Annotated in this window: 16 protein-coding genes; 5 read left to right on the top strand and 11 right to left on the bottom strand. The window is 69.8% G+C overall.

The window, feature by feature from the left end; genetic code table 11:
- Window positions 1–165 precede the first annotated feature (165 nt).
- The 4 genes from H610_RS0106555 to H610_RS0106540 all read right to left on the bottom strand — a co-directional run bounded on the left by H610_RS0106555 (window position 166) and on the right by H610_RS0106540 (window position 5,425).
- Window positions 166–2,451 carry an MHYT domain-containing protein gene (locus H610_RS0106555; protein WP_028238944.1) on the bottom strand — a complete coding sequence of 762 codons (2,286 nt, stop codon included), beginning with the start codon at window positions 2,449–2,451 and terminating at the stop codon, window positions 166–168.
- Between the two features lie 538 nt (window positions 2,452–2,989).
- Complete coding sequence (locus H610_RS0106550) at window positions 2,990–3,841, bottom strand: helix-turn-helix transcriptional regulator (protein WP_028238943.1); 852 nt, start codon at window positions 3,839–3,841, stop codon at window positions 2,990–2,992.
- Window positions 3,842–3,843: 2 nt separating this feature from the next.
- On the bottom strand, window positions 3,844–4,467 hold the full coding sequence (locus tag H610_RS0106545; RefSeq protein ID WP_051231544.1) for a nucleotidyltransferase family protein: 624 nt from the start codon (window positions 4,465–4,467) through the stop codon (window positions 3,844–3,846).
- Window positions 4,457–5,425, bottom strand: coding sequence for an XdhC family protein (locus H610_RS0106540; protein ID WP_028238941.1), 969 nt, complete (start codon window positions 5,423–5,425; stop codon window positions 4,457–4,459). The genes H610_RS0106545 and H610_RS0106540 overlap by 11 nt, the downstream gene beginning before the upstream one ends.
- 88 nt (window positions 5,426–5,513) lie before the next feature.
- Between H610_RS0106540 and H610_RS0106535 the strand changes: the two genes are divergently transcribed.
- Complete coding sequence (locus H610_RS0106535) at window positions 5,514–6,293, top strand: alpha/beta fold hydrolase (protein WP_028238940.1); 780 nt, start codon at window positions 5,514–5,516, stop codon at window positions 6,291–6,293.
- A 47-nt stretch (window positions 6,294–6,340) separates the two neighbouring features.
- Here H610_RS0106535 and H610_RS23350 read toward each other — a convergent pair whose 3' ends face one another.
- The 4 genes from H610_RS23350 to H610_RS0106515 all read right to left on the bottom strand — a co-directional run bounded on the left by H610_RS23350 (window position 6,341) and on the right by H610_RS0106515 (window position 11,037).
- Entirely contained in the window at window positions 6,341–6,973 is a 633-nt protein-coding gene (locus H610_RS23350; protein ID WP_043237824.1) for a UbiX family flavin prenyltransferase, read from the bottom strand.
- Window positions 6,960–7,910 carry a LysR family transcriptional regulator gene (locus tag H610_RS0106525; protein ID WP_028238939.1) on the bottom strand — a complete coding sequence of 317 codons (951 nt, stop codon included), beginning with the start codon at window positions 7,908–7,910 and terminating at the stop codon, window positions 6,960–6,962. Before H610_RS0106525 ends, H610_RS23350 begins: the two co-directional genes overlap by 14 nt.
- 21 nt (window positions 7,911–7,931) lie before the next feature.
- The gene (locus H610_RS0106520; RefSeq protein ID WP_028238938.1) at window positions 7,932–9,374 is read right to left on the bottom strand and encodes an aldehyde dehydrogenase family protein; all 1,443 of its coding nucleotides are present in this window, start codon (window positions 9,372–9,374) and stop codon (window positions 7,932–7,934) included.
- A 226-nt stretch (window positions 9,375–9,600) separates the two neighbouring features.
- Window positions 9,601–11,037, bottom strand: a complete 1,437-nt coding sequence (locus tag H610_RS0106515; RefSeq protein ID WP_028238937.1) for a UbiD family decarboxylase — start codon at window positions 11,035–11,037, stop codon at window positions 9,601–9,603.
- A gap of 458 nt (window positions 11,038–11,495) precedes the next feature.
- Here H610_RS0106515 and H610_RS0106510 point away from each other — a divergent pair, with 458 nt between their 5' ends.
- The 4 genes from H610_RS0106510 to H610_RS0106495 all read left to right on the top strand — a co-directional run bounded on the left by H610_RS0106510 (window position 11,496) and on the right by H610_RS0106495 (window position 15,204).
- Window positions 11,496–12,479 (top strand): TRAP transporter substrate-binding protein, encoded by a 984-nt coding sequence (locus H610_RS0106510; RefSeq protein ID WP_028238936.1) that lies wholly within the window; start codon window positions 11,496–11,498, stop codon window positions 12,477–12,479.
- Between the two features lie 72 nt (window positions 12,480–12,551).
- Complete coding sequence (locus tag H610_RS0106505) at window positions 12,552–13,115, top strand: TRAP transporter small permease (RefSeq protein WP_236614274.1); 564 nt, start codon at window positions 12,552–12,554, stop codon at window positions 13,113–13,115.
- Window positions 13,116–13,118: 3 nt separating this feature from the next.
- A complete protein-coding gene (locus H610_RS0106500; RefSeq protein ID WP_028238934.1) occupies window positions 13,119–14,381 on the top strand; it encodes a TRAP transporter large permease in 1,263 nt (420 codons plus the stop codon).
- Between the two features lie 64 nt (window positions 14,382–14,445).
- The gene (locus tag H610_RS0106495; protein ID WP_028238933.1) at window positions 14,446–15,204 is read left to right on the top strand and encodes an SDR family NAD(P)-dependent oxidoreductase; all 759 of its coding nucleotides are present in this window, start codon (window positions 14,446–14,448) and stop codon (window positions 15,202–15,204) included.
- A 594-nt stretch (window positions 15,205–15,798) separates the two neighbouring features.
- Here the strand turns inward: H610_RS0106495 and H610_RS0106490 are convergent.
- From H610_RS0106490 to H610_RS0106480, 3 genes are all read right to left on the bottom strand, one after another.
- Window positions 15,799–17,436 (bottom strand): thiamine pyrophosphate-binding protein, encoded by a 1,638-nt coding sequence (locus tag H610_RS0106490; protein WP_028238932.1) that lies wholly within the window; start codon window positions 17,434–17,436, stop codon window positions 15,799–15,801.
- 69 nt (window positions 17,437–17,505) lie between these two features.
- On the bottom strand, window positions 17,506–18,498 hold the full coding sequence (locus H610_RS0106485) for a TAXI family TRAP transporter solute-binding subunit (RefSeq protein WP_028238931.1): 993 nt from the start codon (window positions 18,496–18,498) through the stop codon (window positions 17,506–17,508).
- Between the two features lie 40 nt (window positions 18,499–18,538).
- Complete coding sequence (locus H610_RS0106480; RefSeq protein WP_028238930.1) at window positions 18,539–20,497, bottom strand: TRAP transporter permease; 1,959 nt, start codon at window positions 20,495–20,497, stop codon at window positions 18,539–18,541.
- Window positions 20,498–20,819: the final 322 nt, after the last annotated feature.

The raw sequence follows: 20,819 nt of genomic DNA, 5'->3' as shown, positions 1-20,819 counted from the left end.
GGTTGCCCGGTCGTGGCGAATGCTTGGAATTCGGCGAGGCCCATTCAGGGCGCCGGGGGCGGCAGGATCACCTTCTCATGCGTGTGGGGACCGCTGATTGCCCGCCGGCGTTCCACAATCGGGCCACGATACCGCGGCTATCCGCGCAACGGTAGGCCGTGCGACTCAGCGCCGCGGGCGCAGCGCCACCACCACCCCAGCGCCGGGACGGCCGACGGCCTCGGCGATCGCCTGCATCAGCGAGGCCTGGGTGAAGGGCTTGGCGAGGATCTGCAGCCGGCCGCTGCCCTCGGGCAACTCGGCGAAGCCGCTGACCAGCAGCACCGGCAGTTCGGGGCGCTCCTTGGCGACGATGTCGGCCAGCTGGGTGCCGGTCAGGCCGGGCATCATCTGGTCGGTCACCAGGATGTCGAACTCGTTGCCGGCGTGCAGCGCGGCCAGCGCGGCCTGGCCGTCGGCCGCCGAGGTGACCTGGTGGCCGACGTCCTCGAGCAGCGCGACGGTGTTGTCGAGCACCAGCGGGTCGTCGTCCACCAGCAGGATCCGCAGCGCTGCGCTGCCCTGGGCCGATGCCGTTTCGCCCGGCTCGGTGGCTGCCTTCGGCGGTTCCTCGGCGGCCGGCTCGGGGGTGCCAAGCGGCAGCCACAGTTCGATGGTGGTGCCCTGCCCGAGGCTGCTCTCCAGGGTCAGGCGGCCGCCGGACTGCTCGGCCAGGCCCTGGGCCATGGACAGGCCGAGGCCAGTGCCCTTGCCGGTCCCCTTGGTGGTGAAGAAGGGCTCGGTGGCGCGCGCCAGTGTTTCCGGGCTCATGCCGCAGCCGTCGTCGTGCACGACCAGCGCTACGTAGTCGCGGGTCGGCTGCCCGCGACCCTGGCTGGCCGAGCGCATCTCGCCCTTGACGCAGATGGTGCCGCCGTTGGGCATGGCGTCGCGGGCGTTGACCACCAGGTTGATGAGCACCAGCTCGAGCTGGTTGGCGTCCACGTAGGCCGGCGGCAGCCCGAGCGGGAAGCGCGTTTCGATGTGGATGTGCGAGCCGACCGAGCGCTGCAGCAGCTGGCTCATGTTCATCACCACGTCCGGCAGCGACACTGACTCGGGGCGCAGCTCCTGCTTGCGGGCGAAGGCCAGCATGCGCTGGGTGAGGCTGGCGCCGCGCTGGGCGCCCTGCAGCGCATTCTCGATCAGCGAGGCGATGCGCGGCTCGGGTGCCGACAGGCGTTTGCGCATCAGCTCCAGGTTGCCGACGATCACCGCCAGCAGGTTGTTGAAATCGTGGGCGATGCCGCCGGTGAGTTTGCCGATGGCCTCCATCTTCTGCGCCTGCCGCAGCGCCGCCTCGGCGCGGCGCCGCTCGGTGACGTTGGCCAGGCCGCCGAGCACGAAGCGGCCGCGCGCGCTCTGCTCCAGGCGCGCCGAGGCCAGCACGTCGACGAACTCGCCGGCCTTGGTCACCAGGCGGTACTCGGCTTCGTGCAGCTCGCCGGCCTGCATCAGGTGTGGCCAGTCCTGGGTGAGCAGCTGGCGCGCGGAGGTCTCGGTCATGAAGTTTACCAGCGGCCGGCCGATCACCTCGTCGCGGCCGTAGCCGAGCAGCTCCAGCCAGGCGTCGCTGACATATTCCAGATGCCCGTCCTGATCGAGCGAATGCAGCGGCAGCGGGGTCTTGCTGTAGAGCGCGCGGAAGCGTTCCTCGCTCTGCCGCAGCGCGGCGGCCTCGCGTTCGCCGATGATCGCCAGGCGGCGGTCGTACATCGAGGCGGTCAGGCCGAGGAACAGCACCAGGAAGGTCGAGCCGGCCACCGCCAGCGCCAGGGTGAGCAGGTCCAGGCCGTTGCCCGGCGGCGCCAGCATGGCGTCATCCAGCGGGGTGAAGCGGGCGCCGGCCATGGCCGCGTAGTGCATGCCGGACACCGCGAAGCCGAGCACCACGGCGGCCACCGACTGCAGCGACAGGCGACGGCCCTGGCCGGAGAGCCAGAGCGCCACGGTCGCCGCCACCAGCGCGATGACGAAGGAGAAGGCGACCCACAGCGGGTCGTAGGAGAGCTCGGCGTTCATTGTCATGGCGGCCATGCCGATGTAGTGCATGGCGCCGATGCCCAGGCCCATGAACAGCCCGCCGACGGCGAGCGTCCGCGGGTTGAGCCCCTGGGTGCTGACGGCGAAGAAGGCAACGGCGGTCACCACGATCGGCACCACCAGCGACCAGAGCGTCAGCGCCAGGTCGTAGTTGATCTCCATGCCAGGCATGCCGAACGCCAGCATGCCGACGAAGTGCATCGACCAGATGCCGCCACCCATGCACAGCGCCGCGGTGCCGAGCCAGGCGTGCCGGACCCAGCCCACCGAGGCCCGCGCGCGACTGGCGAGGTCCAGCGCGGTGAACGAGGCGGTGATGGCGATCAGAACCGAAAGGCAGACCAGGGCGAGGTTGTACGTCGTGGGCATGGGGCACTCTGTAGGAAAAGGACTGACGCCAGCACCCGTGCCGGGGTGCGACCCTCTCAGTCTGCCAAGCTTGCAACGGCTTGCCGACCTTTTTCCGATACACCGGTCCGTTTATGAAACCGTCGGAGTTCGTCCGGCCGTGCAGATAGGCGCGGCGCGCAAGGCGTCGCTTCCGGTACGACCATGTGGAATCGCCGGTTGCTTAGCGAAATGCAACCGTCCGGCGGAAGCCGGACGCTAGCCGGTAGCCAGCCGGCCTGCCGCCGCCGGCGTTGGGTTTCGCCGCCAGGCGCCTCAACCTAACCCTACGGCATATGCCGTAAAGTCGTTCACTTTGCTGAGGACGGCCCAGGAACCCTTTGGCTTTTTGCGGGTGCAAGCCTGAACTCGCCGCGAAGGCGCGCCTCCCACGGGGTTCGGTGGACAACGTCGCTTTTGTGGGAGGCCCGACCTCGGGGCGAGCTTGCCTAGGTGAACAGCATTACGGCATACCCGGGGCGCCTGGAATTGGGCCGAACGCAGCAAAGCCGCAACCGGCTCAGGCAGTGTAGCTGTCGACCACCCGGCGGTACTGGCTCGGCGAGGCGCCGATGTGCTGACGGAAGAAGCGGGTGAAGTGGCCCTGCTCGGAGAAACCGAGGTTCTCGGCGAGCTGGCCGAGCGTGCCGCTTCGTTCGCGTTCCAGCCAGAGGAAGGCGCGGCGCATGCGCGCGTCGTTGACCATGAGTGTCGGCGTCATGCCGGTGTCCTGGCGAAACAGGGTGAAGAAGTGCGCGCGCGACAGGCCGGCGGCCTGCGCGGCATTGGTGAGGCAGTCCGGGTCGTCGAGGTGATTCTGCAGGTAGTCGCAGGCGCGGCGGATGCGGGCGTCGCGGAAGCCCTGGCGGACCTGCGCGCCGAGGCGGCGCAGCTGCTTCCACTGCGAGTAGTCCTCGATCAGCTCGATGAGGAAGTCGAACAGCAGGAACTCGATGCGTTCGCGTGGCACCAGGCCGACGCTGCAGGCCTCGGCGATCAGCTGGTCGGCCATCGCCCGGTTCTTGCTGTTGAGCTCGATGCACGGCTGCGAGAAGAACCCCGGGTGCGCGCTCAGCGCCAGCGACTGCTGCGCCTCGGCCAGCCAGGCCGGCTCGATGTAGAGCGCGAGGATCTGGGTCTGCTCGGCGCCGGGCTGGAAGTCGTAGTAGTGCGGCTGCCAGGCGTTGACCAGCACCGCGCAGCGATCGGTCAGCGGCACCTGGCGGCCGTTGACGTTGAAGAAGGTGTCCGCCCCGGAGGCCTTCACCAGCACGTGGCACTCATGGTGCGAGTGGGTGACCAGGGGTCGGTCCATGTCGAGCAGGGCGACCCGCCCGAATTTGCCGTGAAAGACGCGTTGTGCCGTGGACATCGCTAGCTCCTTGCGGGTCGGTGGGTGGAAGGAACGGCGGGCGCCGGGCGCCCGTCGAGGTCGGCGGGGCGGTCGACGTCCAGCAGGATGCCCGGATCGTCGACCACTACCGGTCGGTAGCAATCGGTATAGCTGCGAATCAGACCGCGCGCGCCCTCGTCGCCGTCGAGTTCGCACAGGGCCGGCCAGAAGGCGCGGCCGAACAGCACCGGGTGCCCGGGGCGGCCATCATGGCACGGTTGCACGATGCGTGCGGCGTCGGCCTCGGCGATCAGCCGGGCGCAGGTGTCGGGGCGGACCCAGGGCATGTCGCCGAGCAGCACCGCCAAGGCCTCCGCCGGGTGCGTGGAGAGCGCCGCGACGCCGGCCGCCAGGCTGGCGCCGAGGCCGCGCTCGGCCAGCGGCGTGTGCAGCACCCGGACCTGCGGCGGCAGGCGCAGGTCGTCGATCCGGTCGCCGTCGCGCAGTACCAGCAACAGGTCGTCGAAGACGGCCGCGGCATTTTCAAGGCTCGCCTCCAGCAGCGTGCGGCCGTCGGCCAGGCGCGCGCGGCGCTTGTCGGCGCCGAAGCGGCTGGCGCGTCCGGCGGCCAGCATCAGGCCCACCACCTTCGTTTCAGAGTTCATCGCGGGCCTTGCCGTGGTAGACGCGCAGCACGTCGGCGACCACCGACAGGGCGATCTCGGCGGGCGTCTTGCTGCCGAGGTCGAGGCCGATGGGCATGTGGATGCGGGCGATCTGCTCGGCCGACAGGCCGCCGACCCGCGCCAGGCGTTCGGCCCGCCGCGCCGAGGTCTGCCGCGAGCCCATGGCGCCGATGTAGAAGGCCGGCGTGCGCACCGCCTCCATCAGCGCCAGGTCGTCGATGCGCGGGTCGTGGGTGAGGGCGACCACCGCGGTGGCCGCGTGGCAGTTGCCGGCGGCGATGAATTCCGACGGCAGCACCGGGTGCAGGCGCACGCCTTCGAGCGGGCGCTGGCGCATCTCCTCGCGCGGGTCGCAGGCGATCACCTCGCAGCCGATGGCGCGGGCGAAGCTGGCGCAGTATTCGGCCACCGGCGACAGCCCGGCGAGGATCAACCGCAGCGCCGGGCCGATGCGCAGGCGCACGTGCTCGTTCTCCATCTGGGCCACCGCGCCGCCGCGGTCGTCGGCGGCCAGGGCGAAGGCGCCGGAACTCAGGTCCAGTTCGCGCACCCGCCGGCGCTGGCCGAGCAGGGCGTCGTACAGGCCCTGCAGGTGCTCGGCCCAGGCCGCGTCGGGCGCGCGGTACTCGACCAGCACCTGGAGGATGCCGCCACACGGCAGGCGCAAGCGCTGGCGCTCGTCGTCGCTCTCGCCGTAGCGGACGATCTGGGTCGGCGCGCGCAGCTCGCCGCGCGCCAGGCTGTCGAGGAAGGCCTCCTCGACGCAGCCGCCGGAGAGCGAGCCGACGTAGCGGCCGTCGGCGCGCGCCACCAGCATCGCGCCGGGCGCGCGCGGCGCCGAGCCGTAGGTCGAGAGCACGGTGCACAGCCAGACGGCGTGGCCTTCGCGGACCCACTGCAAGGCGGTTTCCACCACCTGAAGGTCGAGTTGGCGCATGTCAGAATCCCCGTGACGGATGCGGTCGCCGGCGGCGCCGCGCAAATCGGTTAACCTTCGAGCCCCCAGTCAGACGGGCCCGTACTTCATGACGCACCGACATTACCTCGAGACCGATGCCGCCAGGCTCGAATATCGGCTTCTGCGCCAGATGCATTCGACCGGCCCGACGCTCGTCCTGTTGCACGAGGGGCTCGGCAGCCTCGAGCTGTGGAAGGATTTCCCGGCGCAGCTGGCCGAGGCCTGCGCCGCGCCGGTGCTGGCCTACAGCCGGCAGGGCTACGGCCGCTCCAGCCCGGTGCCGCTGCCGCGCTCGCTGGACTACCTCGGCGTGGACGGCCCGGACGAGCTCGCCCGGGTGCTCGATGGCCTGGGGCTCGGGCAGGTGGTGCTGGTCGGCCACAGCGACGGCGCCTCCATCGCGCTCGCCTATGCGGCCCGGCAGGACCCGCGCGTGCGCGGCGTGGTGGTGCTGGCGCCGCACGTCGACGTCGAGCCGGTCAGCGTCGAGGGCGTGCGCCGCACGGTCAGGGCCTACGCCCGCGGCGACCTGCGCGAACGCCTGCATGCCTACCACGGCGACAACCTCGACGGCGCCTTCCGCGGCTGGAGCGAGACCTGGCTGAATCCGGCCTTCGCCGCCTGGAACCTGTACCCCGAACTGCCGCGCATCCAGGTGCCGCTGCTGGCGATCCAGGGCCAGGAGGACGAGTTCGCCACCCCGGCGCAGCTCGAGACTATTGCCCGCGAGGTCACCGGGCCCTGCCGCACGGTGCTGCTCGAGCACTGCCGGCACTTCCCGCAGAACCAGGCGCGCCCGCGCGTGCTGGCGCTGATCGCGGAATTCCTGGCGACGCTGCCCCGCTGAGGGGCGGCGCGGCCACGGAGGGTGGGCGGGGGGCGGTTGCATGAGGGTCAGCGCTCGCGGGTCGTCGCCTCGACCTCGTCGAGGGTTGGCAGGTCTTCCGGCGTCTCGCGCCAGCGCCTGACCACGCCGAGCTCGATGTCGAACAGGTCGAGCACGCGGCCGAGGGTATGGTCGACCATCTCCGCCAGCGACGCCGGCCTGGCGTAGAAGGCCGGCACCGGCGGAGCGATGATGGCACCGAGTTCGGCCAGTTCGGTCATGGTGCGCAGGTGGTTCCGGTGCAGCGGCGTCTCGCGCACCATCAGCACCAGGCGCCGGCGCTCCTTGAGAATCACGTCGGCGGCACGGGTCAGCAGGGTCGAGGTCACGCCGCTGGCGATCTCCGACATCGAGCGCACCGAGCAGGGCGCGACGATCATGCCCATGGTCTTGAACGAGCCGCTGGCGATGGCCGCGCCGACGTCCTGGTTGGAATAGCACACGGTGGCCATCGGCTTGAGCTGCGACCAGGACAGCCCGGTCTCGTGGGCCAGCGTGATCAGCGCCGACTTGGACACCACCAGGTGGGTCTCGATCGGCGTGTCGCGCAGCAGCTCCAGCAGGCGCACCCCGTAGATCGCGCCGGACGCGCCGGAAATGCCGATGACGAGCCGCTGCGGGCGGGGACTAGCTGAGTTCATGGTCTGCATCCTGGAGGGCGCCTTCCTTGTAGAAGTGGATGGCGTTGAGCGCGGTGCCCAGTGTCTTGCTGATGATGTCGATGAACAGGGTCGCCGCCGGGGTCAGCGGGCGGCGGCTGTCGTGTACGCAGACCATGCGCCGGGTGATGCCCGGGGCGGCCAGCGGATAGGCGCGCAGCGCGCCTTCCTCGAGGCCGCGCTGCAGCACGGTGGCCGGCAGCACGCTGATCCAGTCGCTGCGGCGCAGGAAGCTCTCGATCACCGTGAGGTCGTCGAGCTCCAGGTGCGGCGCCAGCTCCAGGCCCTGGGCGGCCAGCGCCTGGTCGATGACCATGCGCAGGCCATGGCGGCGCGAGGGCAGCACCAGCTTGAGTTCGCCCAGCGCGGCCAGCGGCACCGGCGTCGGGATGCGCAGGCGGGTGGTGGCGCCAGTGGCCACCAGCAGTTCCTCGTCGAGGATGTCCATGCGGTGCAGGTGTTCCTGCTGGAAGCTCTGGTTGATGACCGCGAAGTCCAGCGCGCCGGACAGCACGCGGTCGATCAGGTCCTGGCTGTAGCCGTAGCTGACCTGCAGCTCGACGTCCGGGTGATGCTCGACGAAGTAGGCCAGGGTGCTGGCCAGCGCCTGGTTGGCTGCCGAGGCGATCAGCCCGGCGTTGATCCGCCCGCCGATCTCGCCGCTGCGGTCGATCAGCGTCTGCCGTGCCTCCAGCAGCTCGCCGAGGATCGGCATGAACAGCCGGTAGGCCTGCACCCCGGCCTCGGTCGGCGTCATGCCCTTGGGCGTGCGCTCGAACAGCGGCTGGCCGAGTTCCTCTTCCAGCTTGGCGATCTGCATCGACAGGGCCGGCTGGACGATGTTCAGCCGCTGCGCCGCCTTGGTCACCGACCCTTCCTCGTACAGACAGGTGAAGTACTTCAGCTGGCGCAGTTCCATCCCGACCTCGTCGATGCCGCCCTATAAGGAACCGACATTCTGGTAGACGTGCTTGAGCTCTGTAAAATCCAGCAGCGCGTCGTAGCCGTGCAGGCGGCCCAGCCCGCTCTTGCGGTAGCCGCCGGTTTCCGCCTCGGCGAACAGCTTGTTGTGGTCGTTGATCCACACCGTGCCGTTGCGCAGGGCCCGCGCCAGACGCAGCGCGCGGGCGCCGTCGCGGGTCCAGACGCTGGCCGAGAGGCCGAACTCGGTGTGGTTGGCGCGGCGCACCGCTTCGGCATCGTCCTCGAAGGTTTCCAGCACCAGCAGCGGGCCGAAGATCTCCTCCTGGCAGAAGAAGGCGCCGCTGTCGCGGTGGGCGATCAGCGTCGGTGCGAGGAAGGCGCCCCGCTCCAGCGCGCCGCCCGGCCGGCCGCCGGCCAGCAGCACCTCGTCGCAGCTGTCCAGCGCCTCGCGGATGCGCTGCTCGACCCGGTCGCGGGACTGTTGGTCGATCAGCGGGCCCATCTGCGTGGCGGCCTCCAGCCCGTGACCCAATCGCACTTCGCCGAGTGCGGCAGCCAGCGCCTGCTTCATTTCCGCCGCGCGGCTGGCGTGCACCAGCACGCGCCGGGCGGCGGTGCACTGCTGGCCGGAAATGATGGTCGCGGCGGCGGCCAGCTTCGGCGCCACCGCGGCGACGTCGGCATCCTCCAGCACCAGGCAGCAGGACTTGCCGCCGAGCTCCAGCGACAGCTTCTTCATGGTCGGCGCGGCGTCCTGCATGATCCGCGTGCCGGTGGCAGTGGAGCCGGTGAAGCTGAGCACGTCGACCTTCGGCGTGGCGACCAGGTAGGCGGCGCCGGCGTGGCCGGTCTCGGCGAACAGGTTGACGACGCCCGGCGCCAGGCCCGGCAGCTCCAGCAGTGGGGCGAGGAAGGCGGCGTTGAACAGCGCGGTCTGCGGCGCCGGCTTGACCACGCAGGTGCAGCCGGCGGCCAGCGCCGGCGCCAGCGCGCGCACCAGCAGCACCGCCGGGGCGTTCCAGGGAATGATCAGCGCGGCCACGCCGGCCGGTTCGCGCAACATGGTCGAGAACTCGCCGGGCGCGACCTCCAGCACATGGCCGGGGTTGTGCCGCGCGAGGCCGGCGTAATAGAGGATTTCCGAGATGGCGCCACCGATCTCGCCGCGCGACTGCGCCAGCGCCTTGCCGTTCTCGCGGGTGAGCAGGCTCGCCAGTTCCTCCTGGCGGGTCTTCAGCGCGGCCGCCCAGTCCAGCATCAGTTGCTGGCGCAGGCGCGGATTCTGCGACCACTGCGGGTTCTCGAAGGCGCGCGCGGCGGCCTCCACCGCGGCGCGGGCCTGGGCTTCGCCGCCGTCGGCGAAGCGGCCGATGAGTTCGCCATTGGCGGGGTCGAGGCTGTCGGCCCACTGACCGTCGTCGCACCACTGCCCGTCGATGAAATGTCGTGCCTGCTGCATCTGATTCTCCTGTCCGGCAAAGCTGCTTGTGCTTGTTTTTCAGCCATGGGCGAGGGCGCCGTGCCCTTTGCCTTTCTTGACCTGAGCGGGTGGCGGACCGGTCTGGCGCCTTGTGGGCCGGCCAGCTCGGGGACCGCCTGGACGTCTGGGCGTCGAGAGAAGACGGGTGCCGGTCGGTACCCGTTCGCGTGCGCGCGGTGCCGATACACCGCGCGCACGCCGCCGGTCAGCCGTTGTGCGGCTGGCCGAACAGTTGCTGCCAGTCGGCGCCGGCCGGCTGGCTGACCGCGGCCAGGTCGATCTCGGTCTCGCCCGGCACGCGGATGCGCTTGAAGCGCATCGGCGGCGCCGCCAGCGGCACCGTGGCGTCGAAGCCCATCTTCGAGCCGACCCCGTCGCGGGTGGAAGGATCGAGCTTGGAGCCCTGGGACTCGTGGACCAGCACCAGGTCGCGGTCGGCCTGGAAACGGGTGGCCACCGCCCACTCCACTTCGGTGGGGTTGTGGATGTCGACGTCGGTGTCCACCACCACCACATGCTTGATGTCGTAGTGGCCGCCGAGCGCGCCGAGGATGACGTTCTTCGCCTCGCCCTCGGAGCGCTTGTCGATCTGCACGTACAGGTGGTAGCGGCACACGCCGCCGCGGGCCAGGTGCACGTCGCGTACGCTGGGGAAGCTGCGGCGCAGGTGCGCGAGCATGGTCGCCTCGCGCGGGATGCCGCCGAGCAGCAGGTGCTCGAGACCGCCACCGACGATGGTGTGGAACAGCGGCGCCTGGCGGTGGGTGACCGCGTCCACCTCGATCACGTGGCGTTCGGCGCGCTCGCCGTAGTACTGCGGGAATTCGCCGAACGGCCCTTCCTCCTCGCGCGCACCCGCCAGCAGGCGGCCCTCGACCACGATTTCGGCATCAGCCGGCACGCGGATGCGGTTGGTCACGCACTGCGCCACCTTGAGCGGCTGGCCGTGCAGCGCGCCGGCGATCTCCAGCTCGTCGTGGTCGATCGGCACGATGGCCTGCGAGGCCATCAGCGTCAGCGGGTCGCAACCGATCACCACGGCGACTTCCAGGTCCTCGTTCTCGCGCTCGGTCTCCTGGAAGAAGGCCAGCGCGTGGCGCGGCAGCAGCAGCGCGCCGAGGCGGTTGCGGCCGCTGACCTGCAGGCGGTGGATGGAGACGTTCTGCACGCCGGTGCGCGGGTTGCGGGTGATCAGCAGGCCGGCGGTGATGTAGGGGCCGCTGTCGTGCTCGTTGTGCGTGGGAATGGGCAGCTGGGCGAGCAGGTCGACGTCGCGGTGCACCACCTGCTGGCAGGGCGCGTCGGCGGTTTCCTGCCAGGGCAGCGGGTTCAGGCTGGCCTGCTCGAAGCGCGCCAGCACCTGGCTCGGCTCGACGCCCATGGCCTCGGCCATCCACTGGCGGTCCGAGAGCAGGCCGGAGATCACCGGGATGTCGTGGCCGCCCGGTTTCAGGAAGAGGGACGCGCTGTGGCCGTCGAGGCGGTTGGCGATGGCCGCGACGCCGAAGCGCAGGTCGGTCCCCGGGCGCACGATGCTCAGCCGCTGGGTTTGCTGCAGGTGGTCGAGCCAGCCGCGCAGGCTGGCGCCGAGCGGCAGGGCGGGGGACGCGGAATCGGCCGAGGGCGAATGCTGGGACAGCATGGCGAATACTCTCTGGTGATTATTGTTTTGGCCATGCTAGAAGCGTCGCGAAAGGCTGCCTATTAAGGTTTTCTGATGCGCGCCATCAGTGCCGGCGATGCCTGCGCCGGCACGGCATCGTGGCCTGCAGCCCGGCGCTGCGCCATAACGATCCCTGATCCTCGGCATCATTATTCCCTAATGGCCGGGGCGTCCCGCCTGCGCTAGGTTCGTGAGCACGCATCAGACAGCCCGGGGCGCATCCCAGAGCCGCTGCCGGGCCAGCACAGAAGAACAACAAGAGGTCCTCCCCCATGGGCGTCGCCTGCGCATGCTCGCAACCTTTCATCCGCGTTTTTCCCGACCCGATCCGTTGACCGCCCGTCTGCCTGGCGTGGGGATCGATCGTCGCCGGATGCCGCAACGGCGGCCCGGTTCCCGGCCGTCCGCTCGATAAAACAACAAACAAAAGGTGAGCCATGAAGAAAACCACAAGACTGCTGTGCACGCTGGCCTCCGCCGCCGCCCTGCTGTTCGGCGCCGCGGCCTCGGCTAAGGACCTGCGGCTGGGGCTGATCGTCCCCGGCACGCACGCCTGGTCGCAGGCGGCGCAGGCCATGGGCGAGGAGCTGAAGGAGCGCTCCGGCGGCAAGTATGGCGTCGTGGTCTTCCCCGCCGGCCAGCTCGGCAGCGAGGCGCGCATGCTGCAGCAGCTGCAGACCGGCGCGCTGGACATGGCCTTCATGACCACCGCCGAGGTGGCCAACCGGGTGCCGGATTTCGGCGCGCTGTTCGCCCCCTACCTGGTGCGTGATGTGGTGCAGGCCGGCCAGCTGCTCAACGGCCCGGCGGCCCAGGGGCTGCTCGAACAGCTGCCGGCCAAGGCCGGGGTGGTCGGGCTCGGCTACGGCGTGGCCGGCATGCGCCTGATGCTCAATGCCTTTCCCACCGACTCGGTGGAGGCCATCAACGGCCGCAAGATCCGCATTACCCCCTTCCCGCCGGTGCAGGACTTCTACCGCCTGCTCGGCGCCGCCTCCACGCCGATGCCGGTCACCGACGTGTACGACGCGCTGGCCAACGGCCAGGTCGACGGCGTCGACGCCGATCTTGAGCTGATCTGGAAGTTGCGCCTGTACGAGCGCGCCAAGACCGTGCTGCAGAGCAACCACATGATGTTCCCGGTGATCGGCCTGATGTCCGGGCGGGTCTGGGCCCAGCTGGGCGAGGAGGACCGCGCGCTGATTCGCGAGCTGAGCCGCAAGCACCTCGACAGCCTCACCGCCCACTACGAGAAGGCCGAGGCCGAGACCCAGGCGAGCATTGAGCAGGCCGGGGTCAAGGTGACGCCGGTGGGCCCCGAGTTCTTCGGCGACAAGCTGCAGCAGTGGGAGGACGCCTGGCTGAAGAAGGCCCCGGTGCTCGCCGAGCTGCGCCGCGAAGCGGCGGCGCTGCAGCCGTGAGGTGCGCCCGCCGGCGCCAGGCCGGCGGGGCCCAGATCCGTTCACTTCGGGGACCTGCATATGATTCGGGCGTTGAGTGATGCCATCGGCCGCGGCGAACGGGCCGTCCTGCGCGCGCTGGTGGTGGTCCTGCCGCTGATGATCCTGGTCAACGTCGCCGGCCGGGCGCTGAAGATGCCGATCTTCTGGCTCGACGAGCTGGCGGTGCTGACCATGGTCTGGCTGGCGATGCTGGGCCTGTCGGTGACCCTGCAGACCCGCGAGGCGGTGGCCGTGACCCTGCTCACCGACCTGGTGCCGGAGGGCGCGCGCAAGGCGCTCAGGTGCGCCGCCGACCTGGTGGTGCTCGGCTTTGCCGTGGCGCTGTTGGTGCTCTGCTGGCTTTGGTTCGACCCGCTGGCGCTGTGGCGCAGCGGCTTCGACGTCGAGGCCTTCGCCGCCGGGTCGTTCAACTACGTCTACCAGGAGCCGACCGCGACGCTCGGCGTCGCCAAGTTCTGGTTCTGGCTGATCCTGCCGCTGGTGGCGCTGACCAGCAGCATCCACGCCCTGGCCAATCTGCTGGACAGCCTGCGGGCGCCGCCGCGCACGCTGTCCGCCGATGCGGCGCAGGCCACCGCCGGTTCGGGGGAGTAACCCATGGTCATCGGACTCTTCGCGGTCATGCTGTTCATCGGCGTGCCGATCGCGCTGGTGCTGGCGGTCAGCGCCATGGTCTACATCCAGGCCAGCGGCAACGGCGTGCTGTTCCTCTCCTATCCGCAGCAGTTCTTCGGCGGCCTGGACAACTACGGGCTGCTGGCCATCCCGCTGTTCATGCTGGTCGGCGAGCTGATGAACGAGGGCGGCATCACCCGCCGCCTGGTGGCCTTCGCCTCGGTGTTCCTCGGCTCGGTCCGCGGCGGGCTGGCCTACATCAACATCCTCGCCAACATGATGCTGGCCTCGATCGTCGGCTCGGCCAACGCCCAGGTGGCGGTGATGGCGCAGGTGATGGTCCCGGAGATGCAGCAGAAGGGCTACGACCGCAACTTCGCCACCGCCACCACCGCGGCCGGCGCGCTGTTGGCGCCGGTGATCCCGCCGTCGATGCTGTTCGTGATCTTCGGCGTGCTGGCGCAGATCTCCATCGGCGACCTGTTCATCGCCGGGATCGTCCCAGGGCTGCTGATGACCGGCGGCTTCATCCTGGTCATCGCGCTGCTCGGGTTCTTCTACCAGTACCCGCCGAACGAGCGCCTGAGTCGCGCGCAGATGCTGCGCAATGTGGTCGGCAGCCTGCCGTCGCTGAGCGTGCCGGCGGTGATGATCGGCAGCATCGTCGGCGGCATCGCCACCCCGACCGAGGCCGCCGCGGTGGGCGCGGCCATGGCGGTGCTGGTGGGGCGCTTCGCCCACGGCGAGATGAAGTTCGAGCGGATGGGCGACATGCTGCTGCGGGTGGGCATCAACAGCGGCGTGGTGCTGGCGCTGGTGGCCGCGGCCGCGGTGTTCGGCTGGGTGATCGTCTACGAGCAGATTCCGCAGCAGCTCGGCGCGCTGATGCAGGGCATGACCGCCGACCCCTTCGTCTACCTGTTGCTGCTGATCGCACTGCTGCTGGTGGTCGGCATGGTTCTCGACGGCATCGCCGCGCTGATCCTGCTGGTGCCCATCGTGCTGCCGGTGGCGCAGACGGTCTACGGCATCAACCCCTACCACCTGGGCGTGATCATGTGCATCAACCTCACGCTCGGCCTGCTCACCCCGCCGGTGGGCGCGGCGCTCTACGTCGCCTCCCGCGTCACCGGCTGCCGGCCGGGCGACATCATGCGGCCGCTGCTGCCGTTCCTGTTCATCACCCTGCTGGTGATGGTGCTGATCGCCTGGCAGCCATGGCTGGTGATCGCGTTCATTTCCTGACCTGCGCAAGGTCGCAACGCCTACTCCCGGCCGTTTGCGGCCGGGTTCGAAATGGAGACCCTCTATGAATCGGATGAAAGACAAGGTGGTGATCATCACCGGCGCGGCCCAGGGGATCGGCGCCACCTACGCCCGGGCGATGGCGGCGGAGGGCGCGCGGGTGGTGGTCGCCGACGTGCTGGACGGCTCGGCGCTGGTCGACGAGCTGCGCGGCATGGGCAGCGAAGCCCTGGCGCTGAAGGCCGATGTGTCCGACGAAACCTCGGCGGCGACCATGGCCGCGGCGACCATGGAGCGCTTCGGGCGGATCGACGTGCTGGTGAACAACGCCGCTATCTATGCCTCGCTGAAGATGAAGGGGTTCGAGGAGATCGACCTCGGCGAGTGGGACCGGGTGATGGCGGTCAACGTGCGCGGCCCCTTCGTCTGCGCCCGGGCGGTGGTGCCCTACATGAAGGCGCAGGGCTACGGGCGAATCATCAACATCTCCTCGGGGACGCCGTTCAAGGGCACCCCGGGCCTGCTGCACTACGTCACCTCCAAGGGCGCGGTGCTGGCGCTGACCCGTGCCCTGGCGCGCGAGCTGGGCGACCACGGCATCGCGGTGAACACCCTGGCGCCGGGGCTGGTGCTCAGCGAAGGGGTGGTGGCCAATGCCGAGATGCGCGAGCGCCTGACCGCGCCGGTGATCGCCAGCCGGGCGATCAAGCGCGACCAGATGCCGGACGACCTGATCGGCCCGCTGCTGTTCCTCGCCTCCGACGACAGCGCCTTCATGACCGGCGAGACGGTGGTGGTCGATGGCGGGTCGGTGATGCATTGAGAGGGCAGCGTGGTAGGGTGGAATCGTGTGCATGGAGGTGCGCACGGTGCACCTGCGGTAGAGGTGGCCGCAACTCATGCATGACGCCCACCCACGTGCCCCCTTGGGCCCCGGCCGGCGCCGCGGCAACGGATGGGTGAGGGCTCCGGCTCGCGGTACCCGCATGGCTTGGCGCGTAGGAGCGACCTTGGTCGCGAACGGACCTGATACCGGCGTGGGGCTGTTCGCGGTCGAGACCCCACAGGATCATGCCGCTCGCCGGACTTTCCCTTCTCCCTCCGGGAGATGGTGGCCCGCAGGGCCGGATGAGGGAAGCCCTGCACACAAGCCCTCACCCCGGTCCTCTCCCGGAGCAAGAAGGAGGTTGGCCCGGCGTGGGCTCGGTTCCACACCTGACCGTTCGCGGTCGAGACTCCTCACAGGATCATGCCGACGCCGGACTTTTCCCTTCTCCCCCCGGGAGAAGGTGGCCCGCAGGGCCGGATGAGGGAAAGCCCTGCACGCCAGCCCTCACCCCCCGGCCCAGGAGGCTGGCCCAGCGTGGAGCCAAGCCGTAGGTGGGCCGGCGGCGCTTCGTCAGCCAACCGCCACGGCTCAAGGCCGCAGGATCGCCGGGTCGATCAGCACTTCGATGAGGAACGGGCGGTCGGCCGCCAAGGCCTGCTCGAAGGCTTCGGCGAACTGCTCGGTGCGCTCGACCCGCGCGGCGCCGGCGCCGTAGGCGCGGGCCAGGGCGACCATGTCCGGGTTGACCAGGTCGGTGCCGTAGCGGCGGCCAGGGTAGTGCTTGTCCTGGTGCATGCGGATCGAGCCGTAGGAGCCGTTGTTGACCACCACCACGATGACGTTGGCGCCGTACTGCACGGCGGTGGCCAGTTCCTGGCAGGTCATCTGGAAGCAGCCGTCGCCGGCGAAGCACACCGCCGGCCGCGCGGGCTGGGCGAGCTTGGCGGCGATCGCCGCGGGCAGGCCGTAGCCCATCGAGCCGGAGGTCGGCGCCAGCTGGCTGCCCCAGCCGCGGTACGGGTAGAAACGGTGGACCCAGAGCGTGTAGTTGCCGGCGCCGTTGCTGATCACCGCATCGGCCGGCAGGCGCTGGCCGAGCCAGGCGACGATCTCGCCGAGCTGCAGCGGGCCCGGCAGTTCGGTTGGCTGCTGCCAGGCCTGGCGGGTCTCACGGGCCCGCGCCAGCCATTCCTGGCGCTCTCCGGAGAGGTTCGATGGCGGCGGCAGCCCGGCGGCGGCCTCCGCGAAGTTCGCCACCGAGGCGCACAGGGCCAGGTCCGGCAGGTGCACGCGGCCGGGCTCCTGCGGGTCCGGGTGGATGTGCACCAGCCGCTGGCGCGGCTGCGGCGCCTCGACCAGTTCGTAATGGCGGGTGGTGATGTCGCCCAGGCGGGTGCCGACCGCGATCAGCAGGTCGGCGTCCTGGATCATCGCGGCGAGCCCGGGGTTCATGCCCAGGCCGGCATCGCCGGCATAGTTCGGATGGCCGTTGTCGAAACGGTCCTGTCGGCGGAAGGACGTAGCCACCGGCAGCCCCTGGGCTTCGGCGAAGGCCTGCAGCTTCTGCCGGGACTCAGGGCTCCAGCCGGAGCCGCCGAAGATCGCCAGCGGCCGCCGGGCTTCGGCCAGCAGTTGCTGCAGGCGTTCCAGCGCGGCAGGGGCCGGGTAGCCCTGGTTGATCGCCGCCGGGCCCAGTTCCACCGGCTCGACGCGCTCGTACAGCAGGTCCTCCGGCAGCCCGAGCACCACCGGGCCCTGGCGTCCGGAGCGGGCGGTGGTGAAGGCGCGGGAGAGGTATTCGGGCAGGCGTGAGGCGTCCTGGATGTCGCTGGCCCACTTGGCCACCGAGCCGAACAGCGCACCGACGTTGACTTCCTGCCAGGCCTCGCGCTCGCGCAGGGCGCGAGGCACCTGGCCGACGAACACCAGCAGCGGCGTGGAATCCTGCGCCGCCACGTGCAGCCCGGCCAGCGCGTTGGCGCTGCCGGGGCCGCGGGTGACGAAACAGACGCCGGGGCGCCCGGTGGTCTTGGCGTAGGCCTCGGCCATCATCGACGCCCCGCCTTCCTGGCGGCACACCACCAGGGCGATGTCGGGGGCGTCGTGCAGCGCGTCGAGCACCGGCAGGAAGCTTTCGCCGGGCACCGTGAAAACGCGGTCCACGCCGTTGCGCCTGAGCAGTTCGACGATGGCCTGGCCGCCATCGGGTCGATTGTCGGCTGTCATCTGTTCCTCGCTAATCCGGAAAAAAGCCGCGCGGACCAGGCTGGGCATGGTCCGCGCAGCAAGGGGGCATTACTTGATCAGTCCTGCTTCACGGTAGTACTTCTCGGCGCCCGGGTGCAGCGGAGCGGCGAGATTGGCCGGTTCGACCGAGCCCTCGGCGGTCCAGCCCTTCATCGAGCCGAACGAGCGCTGCAGCGCCTCGCGGCCTTCCATGACCGCCTTGGTGATGGCGTAGGCTTCTTCTTCGGGAAGCTGGTCGTTGGCGTACAGCGAGGTGGCGAAGCCGACGCCCTGGACCGGCTCGGCCTGCTTCTCGAACATGCCGGCGGGCATGGTGGCGCGGACGAAGCCGAACTTCTCGAGGTAGGCGATGGCCTCGTCGCTGAGGTCGAGGAAGCGCTGCCCGGGGGTGATCGACAGCTGCGCGGTGTTCGGGTGGCCGGCGGTGGTGATGCCGATGATCATGTCGATCTGCCGGTCGCCGAACTGGTCCTGCAGGATGCTCAGGCTGGACTTGCTGATGCTGCCGCCGAAGGATTCGATTGCCTCGTAGCTCAGGCCATTGGCCTCGAGGATCAGCTTGGCGATGTATTCGTTGAGGCTGCCCTGCGGGCCGGTGCCGATGCGCACCGCCATCTTCTTCTCGCGGATGTCGGCGAGCGACTGGATGGGGCTGTCGTTCTGCACGGTGATGCGCTGGTAGTACTGGTCGAGGCCGCCGACCAGGCCGCGGACGTTTTCGATCTTGCGCTTGAACGGGCCGAACGGCTGCTGCGCCCAGGCGGCCACCGGCGGGAAGATCAGGCCGATGTCGGCACGCCGGGCGGCGAGCAGCTGGGTGTTGGCGATGGCCATGGGCGTGCCCTGGATGTCCACCGTGGAGCCGGCCGGCAGGCGCTCGAGCATCTCGCCGCGCAGGGCGCCGGCGTAGGCGTACCAGGTGGTGCCGGTCGGCCCGGCGGCGAACTTGACATTCACCGGCTCGGCGGCGAGCGCGCTGCCGCACAGTCCGATGGCCCCCAGCAGCGCAACCGCCGCGTGTTTCTTCAGTGCTTTGATCATCTTGTTGTTCTCCTTGGTTGAGTTTGGAAGGGCAGGGCCGTCAGGCGCCCGACCTCCCCAGCACGCAGTCGGCCTGCGTGGTCCTGGCCTTGCGAACCTGCCAGGCCCAGATCGCGCAGAGCAGCACCAGGCCGCCCAGCGAGGCCTTGAGCACCGGCGCGATCAGCAGCGCCGCGGCGACGAACAGCAGCGCCGATTCGAGCAGCGTGTTGCGGGCGCGCAGGTAGCCCACCACGCAGCCGGCCAGGGCGTAGCAACCGATCACCGCGGTGACCACCGCCGGGACGATTGCCTGCCAGTCGCCCTGCAGCAGCAGCGCGGGGCTGAAGACGAAGGCGAAGGCGACGAGGAAGCCGGCCAGGCTGTAGCGGAACGCCACCCAGCCGGTTTTCCACACGTTGGCCTTGGCGATGCCGCCGGCGACGAAGGCGGCCAGCGCCACCGGCGGGGTGACCATCGACAGGGCCGCGAAATAGAGCACGAAGAAGTGCGCCGAGAGGGCCGGCACGCCCAGCTTGTCCAGCGCCGGGATGGCCAGGATGGCGCCCATGATGTAGGCCGCGGTGGTCGGCATGCCCATGCCCATCACGATGACCATGAACATCACCAGCAGCAGCGCCGGGATCAGCATGCCGCCGGACAGCGCGGTGACGAAGCTGCCGAAGGTCAGGCCGAGGTTGGTGACCGAGGCGATGCCGACCACGATGCCGGCGCCGGCGCAGGGAATGGCCACGGCGATGGCGCCGCGGGCGCCGGAATCCAGCGCCTGCAGCGAGTCGCTGACCACCGAACCGGCGGCCTTCAGCACGCCGTTGCCGCCTTCGGCGCGGAAGCCTTCCCAGGCGCGGGTACAGAGGCCGAACACCAGGGTGATCCAGATCGCCTCGAGGGTCGCCGAGCTCAGCGCGCGGCCGGCCATGATCTGGTAGACCAGCACGAACACCGGGATCAGCAGGTACAGGCGCTTGAGCACGCTGGCCCAGCCGGTGGTGATCTCCGCGCGCGTCAGCCCGGCCAGGCCGCGGCGGCGCGCCAGCAGGTCGACCACGAAGTACAGCGCGATGTAGAACAGCAGCGCCGGGATCAGCGCGGCGATCGCCACCTCGGCATAGGGGATGCCCATGAATTGCGCGATCAGGAAGGCCGCCGCGCCCATCACCGGCGGCATGATCTGCCCGCCGGTTGAGGAGGTCGCCTCCACCGCCGCGGCTTCCTCGGCGCTCATGCCGGACTTCTTCATCGCCGGGATGGTGAACATGCCCATCACCGCGGCGTTGGCCGTGGCGCTGCCGCTCACCGCGCCGAACAGCGTGGAGGAGACGATCGAGACCTTGGCCATGCCGCCGCGGAAACGGCCCACCAGCAGCACCGAGAGGTCCATGAACAGCTGGCCACCGCCGAACAGCTGGAGGAAGGCGCCGAACAGCAGGAAGTAGAAGACCTGGTTGTAGGACACGATGCTGGGGATGCCGAACACGCCCTCGTTCTGCATCGTCTGCATGTCGAGGAAGGTCTCGAAGAACAACCGGCTCGGCTCGCCGTCGTGGCCGATGATGCCCAGCATCGGGATGTCGCGCAGCTGCGGGCCGATGAACTGGTAGACCAGGAACACCAGGATCACCACCGTCAGGCCCATGCCCAGCGCGCGGCGCACGGCCTCGATCACCAGCACGACGGTGGCCACGCCCACCACCATGTCCAGGGTGGTGAGCGGGTCGACCATGGCGATGCGCATGCTCAGCATCTCGCCGCTGCGCAGGTAGTGCAGGGCGATGGCCACCGCCACCGCGGCGAGCAGGTAGTCCGACAGGCGCGCGACGGTGAAGCGGCCGACGTCGTCCTTGCGCAGCGGGTGGGTGATGAAGGTCAGCACGACGCCGAACATGATGTGGATCGGCACCGCGACGATCAGGTCCAGCGGGGCGCCGTAGACCATGTAGATCTGGAAGGCCGCCCAGCAGAGCGCGACGAACGAGGCGGGGTTGACGAGTTTTTTCATGATTGTCTGCCGTATCGGGTGAGGACCGGGGCCGGAGCCGGGAATGCTGCGCTACACGGCGACCGTGCAGGGCGCGGCAGTCAGGTGGGTTCGGCTGGGCGGGTGCGCACGGGCGCGCAGGGCGCATGCGGGCGCGGTGGTTTCACCGGCGGAGCGATGGCAGGGCGGGGGATGAACCCACGGGTCGGGCGGATGTTCATGGCGGTTCACCGTTGTTGTTCTTGTCGGTCGTTCTGTGGTCCGGCGTTGCCGGACCGGGGTGCATCGGCAGGTTTCATCTTATGGGCCTGTCGAAGCACCTGGCCATTAACGAATTTTGATA

The organism is Stutzerimonas azotifigens DSM 17556 (assembly GCF_000425625.1).
Classification (GTDB): Bacteria; Pseudomonadota; Gammaproteobacteria; order Pseudomonadales; family Pseudomonadaceae; genus Stutzerimonas; species Stutzerimonas azotifigens.
This window is presented reverse-complemented; position numbering and strand designations above follow the sequence as displayed.

Coding starts and splice junctions, on each gene's coding strand:
- H610_RS0106555 (WP_028238944.1), bottom strand. CDS start 2,451: ATGCCCACGACGTACAACCTCGCCCTGGTCTGCCTTTCGGTTCTGATC.
- H610_RS0106550 (WP_028238943.1), bottom strand. CDS start 3,841: ATGTCCACGGCACAACGCGTCTTTCACGGCAAATTCGGGCGGGTCGCC.
- H610_RS0106545 (WP_051231544.1), bottom strand. CDS start 4,467: ATGAACTCTGAAACGAAGGTGGTGGGCCTGATGCTGGCCGCCGGACGC.
- H610_RS0106540 (WP_028238941.1), bottom strand. CDS start 5,425: ATGCGCCAACTCGACCTTCAGGTGGTGGAAACCGCCTTGCAGTGGGTC.
- H610_RS0106535 (WP_028238940.1), top strand. CDS start 5,514: ATGACGCACCGACATTACCTCGAGACCGATGCCGCCAGGCTCGAATAT.
- H610_RS23350 (WP_043237824.1), bottom strand. CDS start 6,973: ATGAACTCAGCTAGTCCCCGCCCGCAGCGGCTCGTCATCGGCATTTCC.
- H610_RS0106525 (WP_028238939.1), bottom strand. CDS start 7,910: ATGGAACTGCGCCAGCTGAAGTACTTCACCTGTCTGTACGAGGAAGGG.
- H610_RS0106520 (WP_028238938.1), bottom strand. CDS start 9,374: ATGCAGCAGGCACGACATTTCATCGACGGGCAGTGGTGCGACGACGGT.
- H610_RS0106515 (WP_028238937.1), bottom strand. CDS start 11,037: ATGCTGTCCCAGCATTCGCCCTCGGCCGATTCCGCGTCCCCCGCCCTG.
- H610_RS0106510 (WP_028238936.1), top strand. CDS start 11,496: ATGAAGAAAACCACAAGACTGCTGTGCACGCTGGCCTCCGCCGCCGCC.
- H610_RS0106500 (WP_028238934.1), top strand. CDS start 13,119: ATGGTCATCGGACTCTTCGCGGTCATGCTGTTCATCGGCGTGCCGATC.
- H610_RS0106495 (WP_028238933.1), top strand. CDS start 14,446: ATGAATCGGATGAAAGACAAGGTGGTGATCATCACCGGCGCGGCCCAG.
- H610_RS0106490 (WP_028238932.1), bottom strand. CDS start 17,436: ATGACAGCCGACAATCGACCCGATGGCGGCCAGGCCATCGTCGAACTG.
- H610_RS0106485 (WP_028238931.1), bottom strand. CDS start 18,498: ATGATCAAAGCACTGAAGAAACACGCGGCGGTTGCGCTGCTGGGGGCC.
- H610_RS0106480 (WP_028238930.1), bottom strand. CDS start 20,497: ATGAAAAAACTCGTCAACCCCGCCTCGTTCGTCGCGCTCTGCTGGGCG.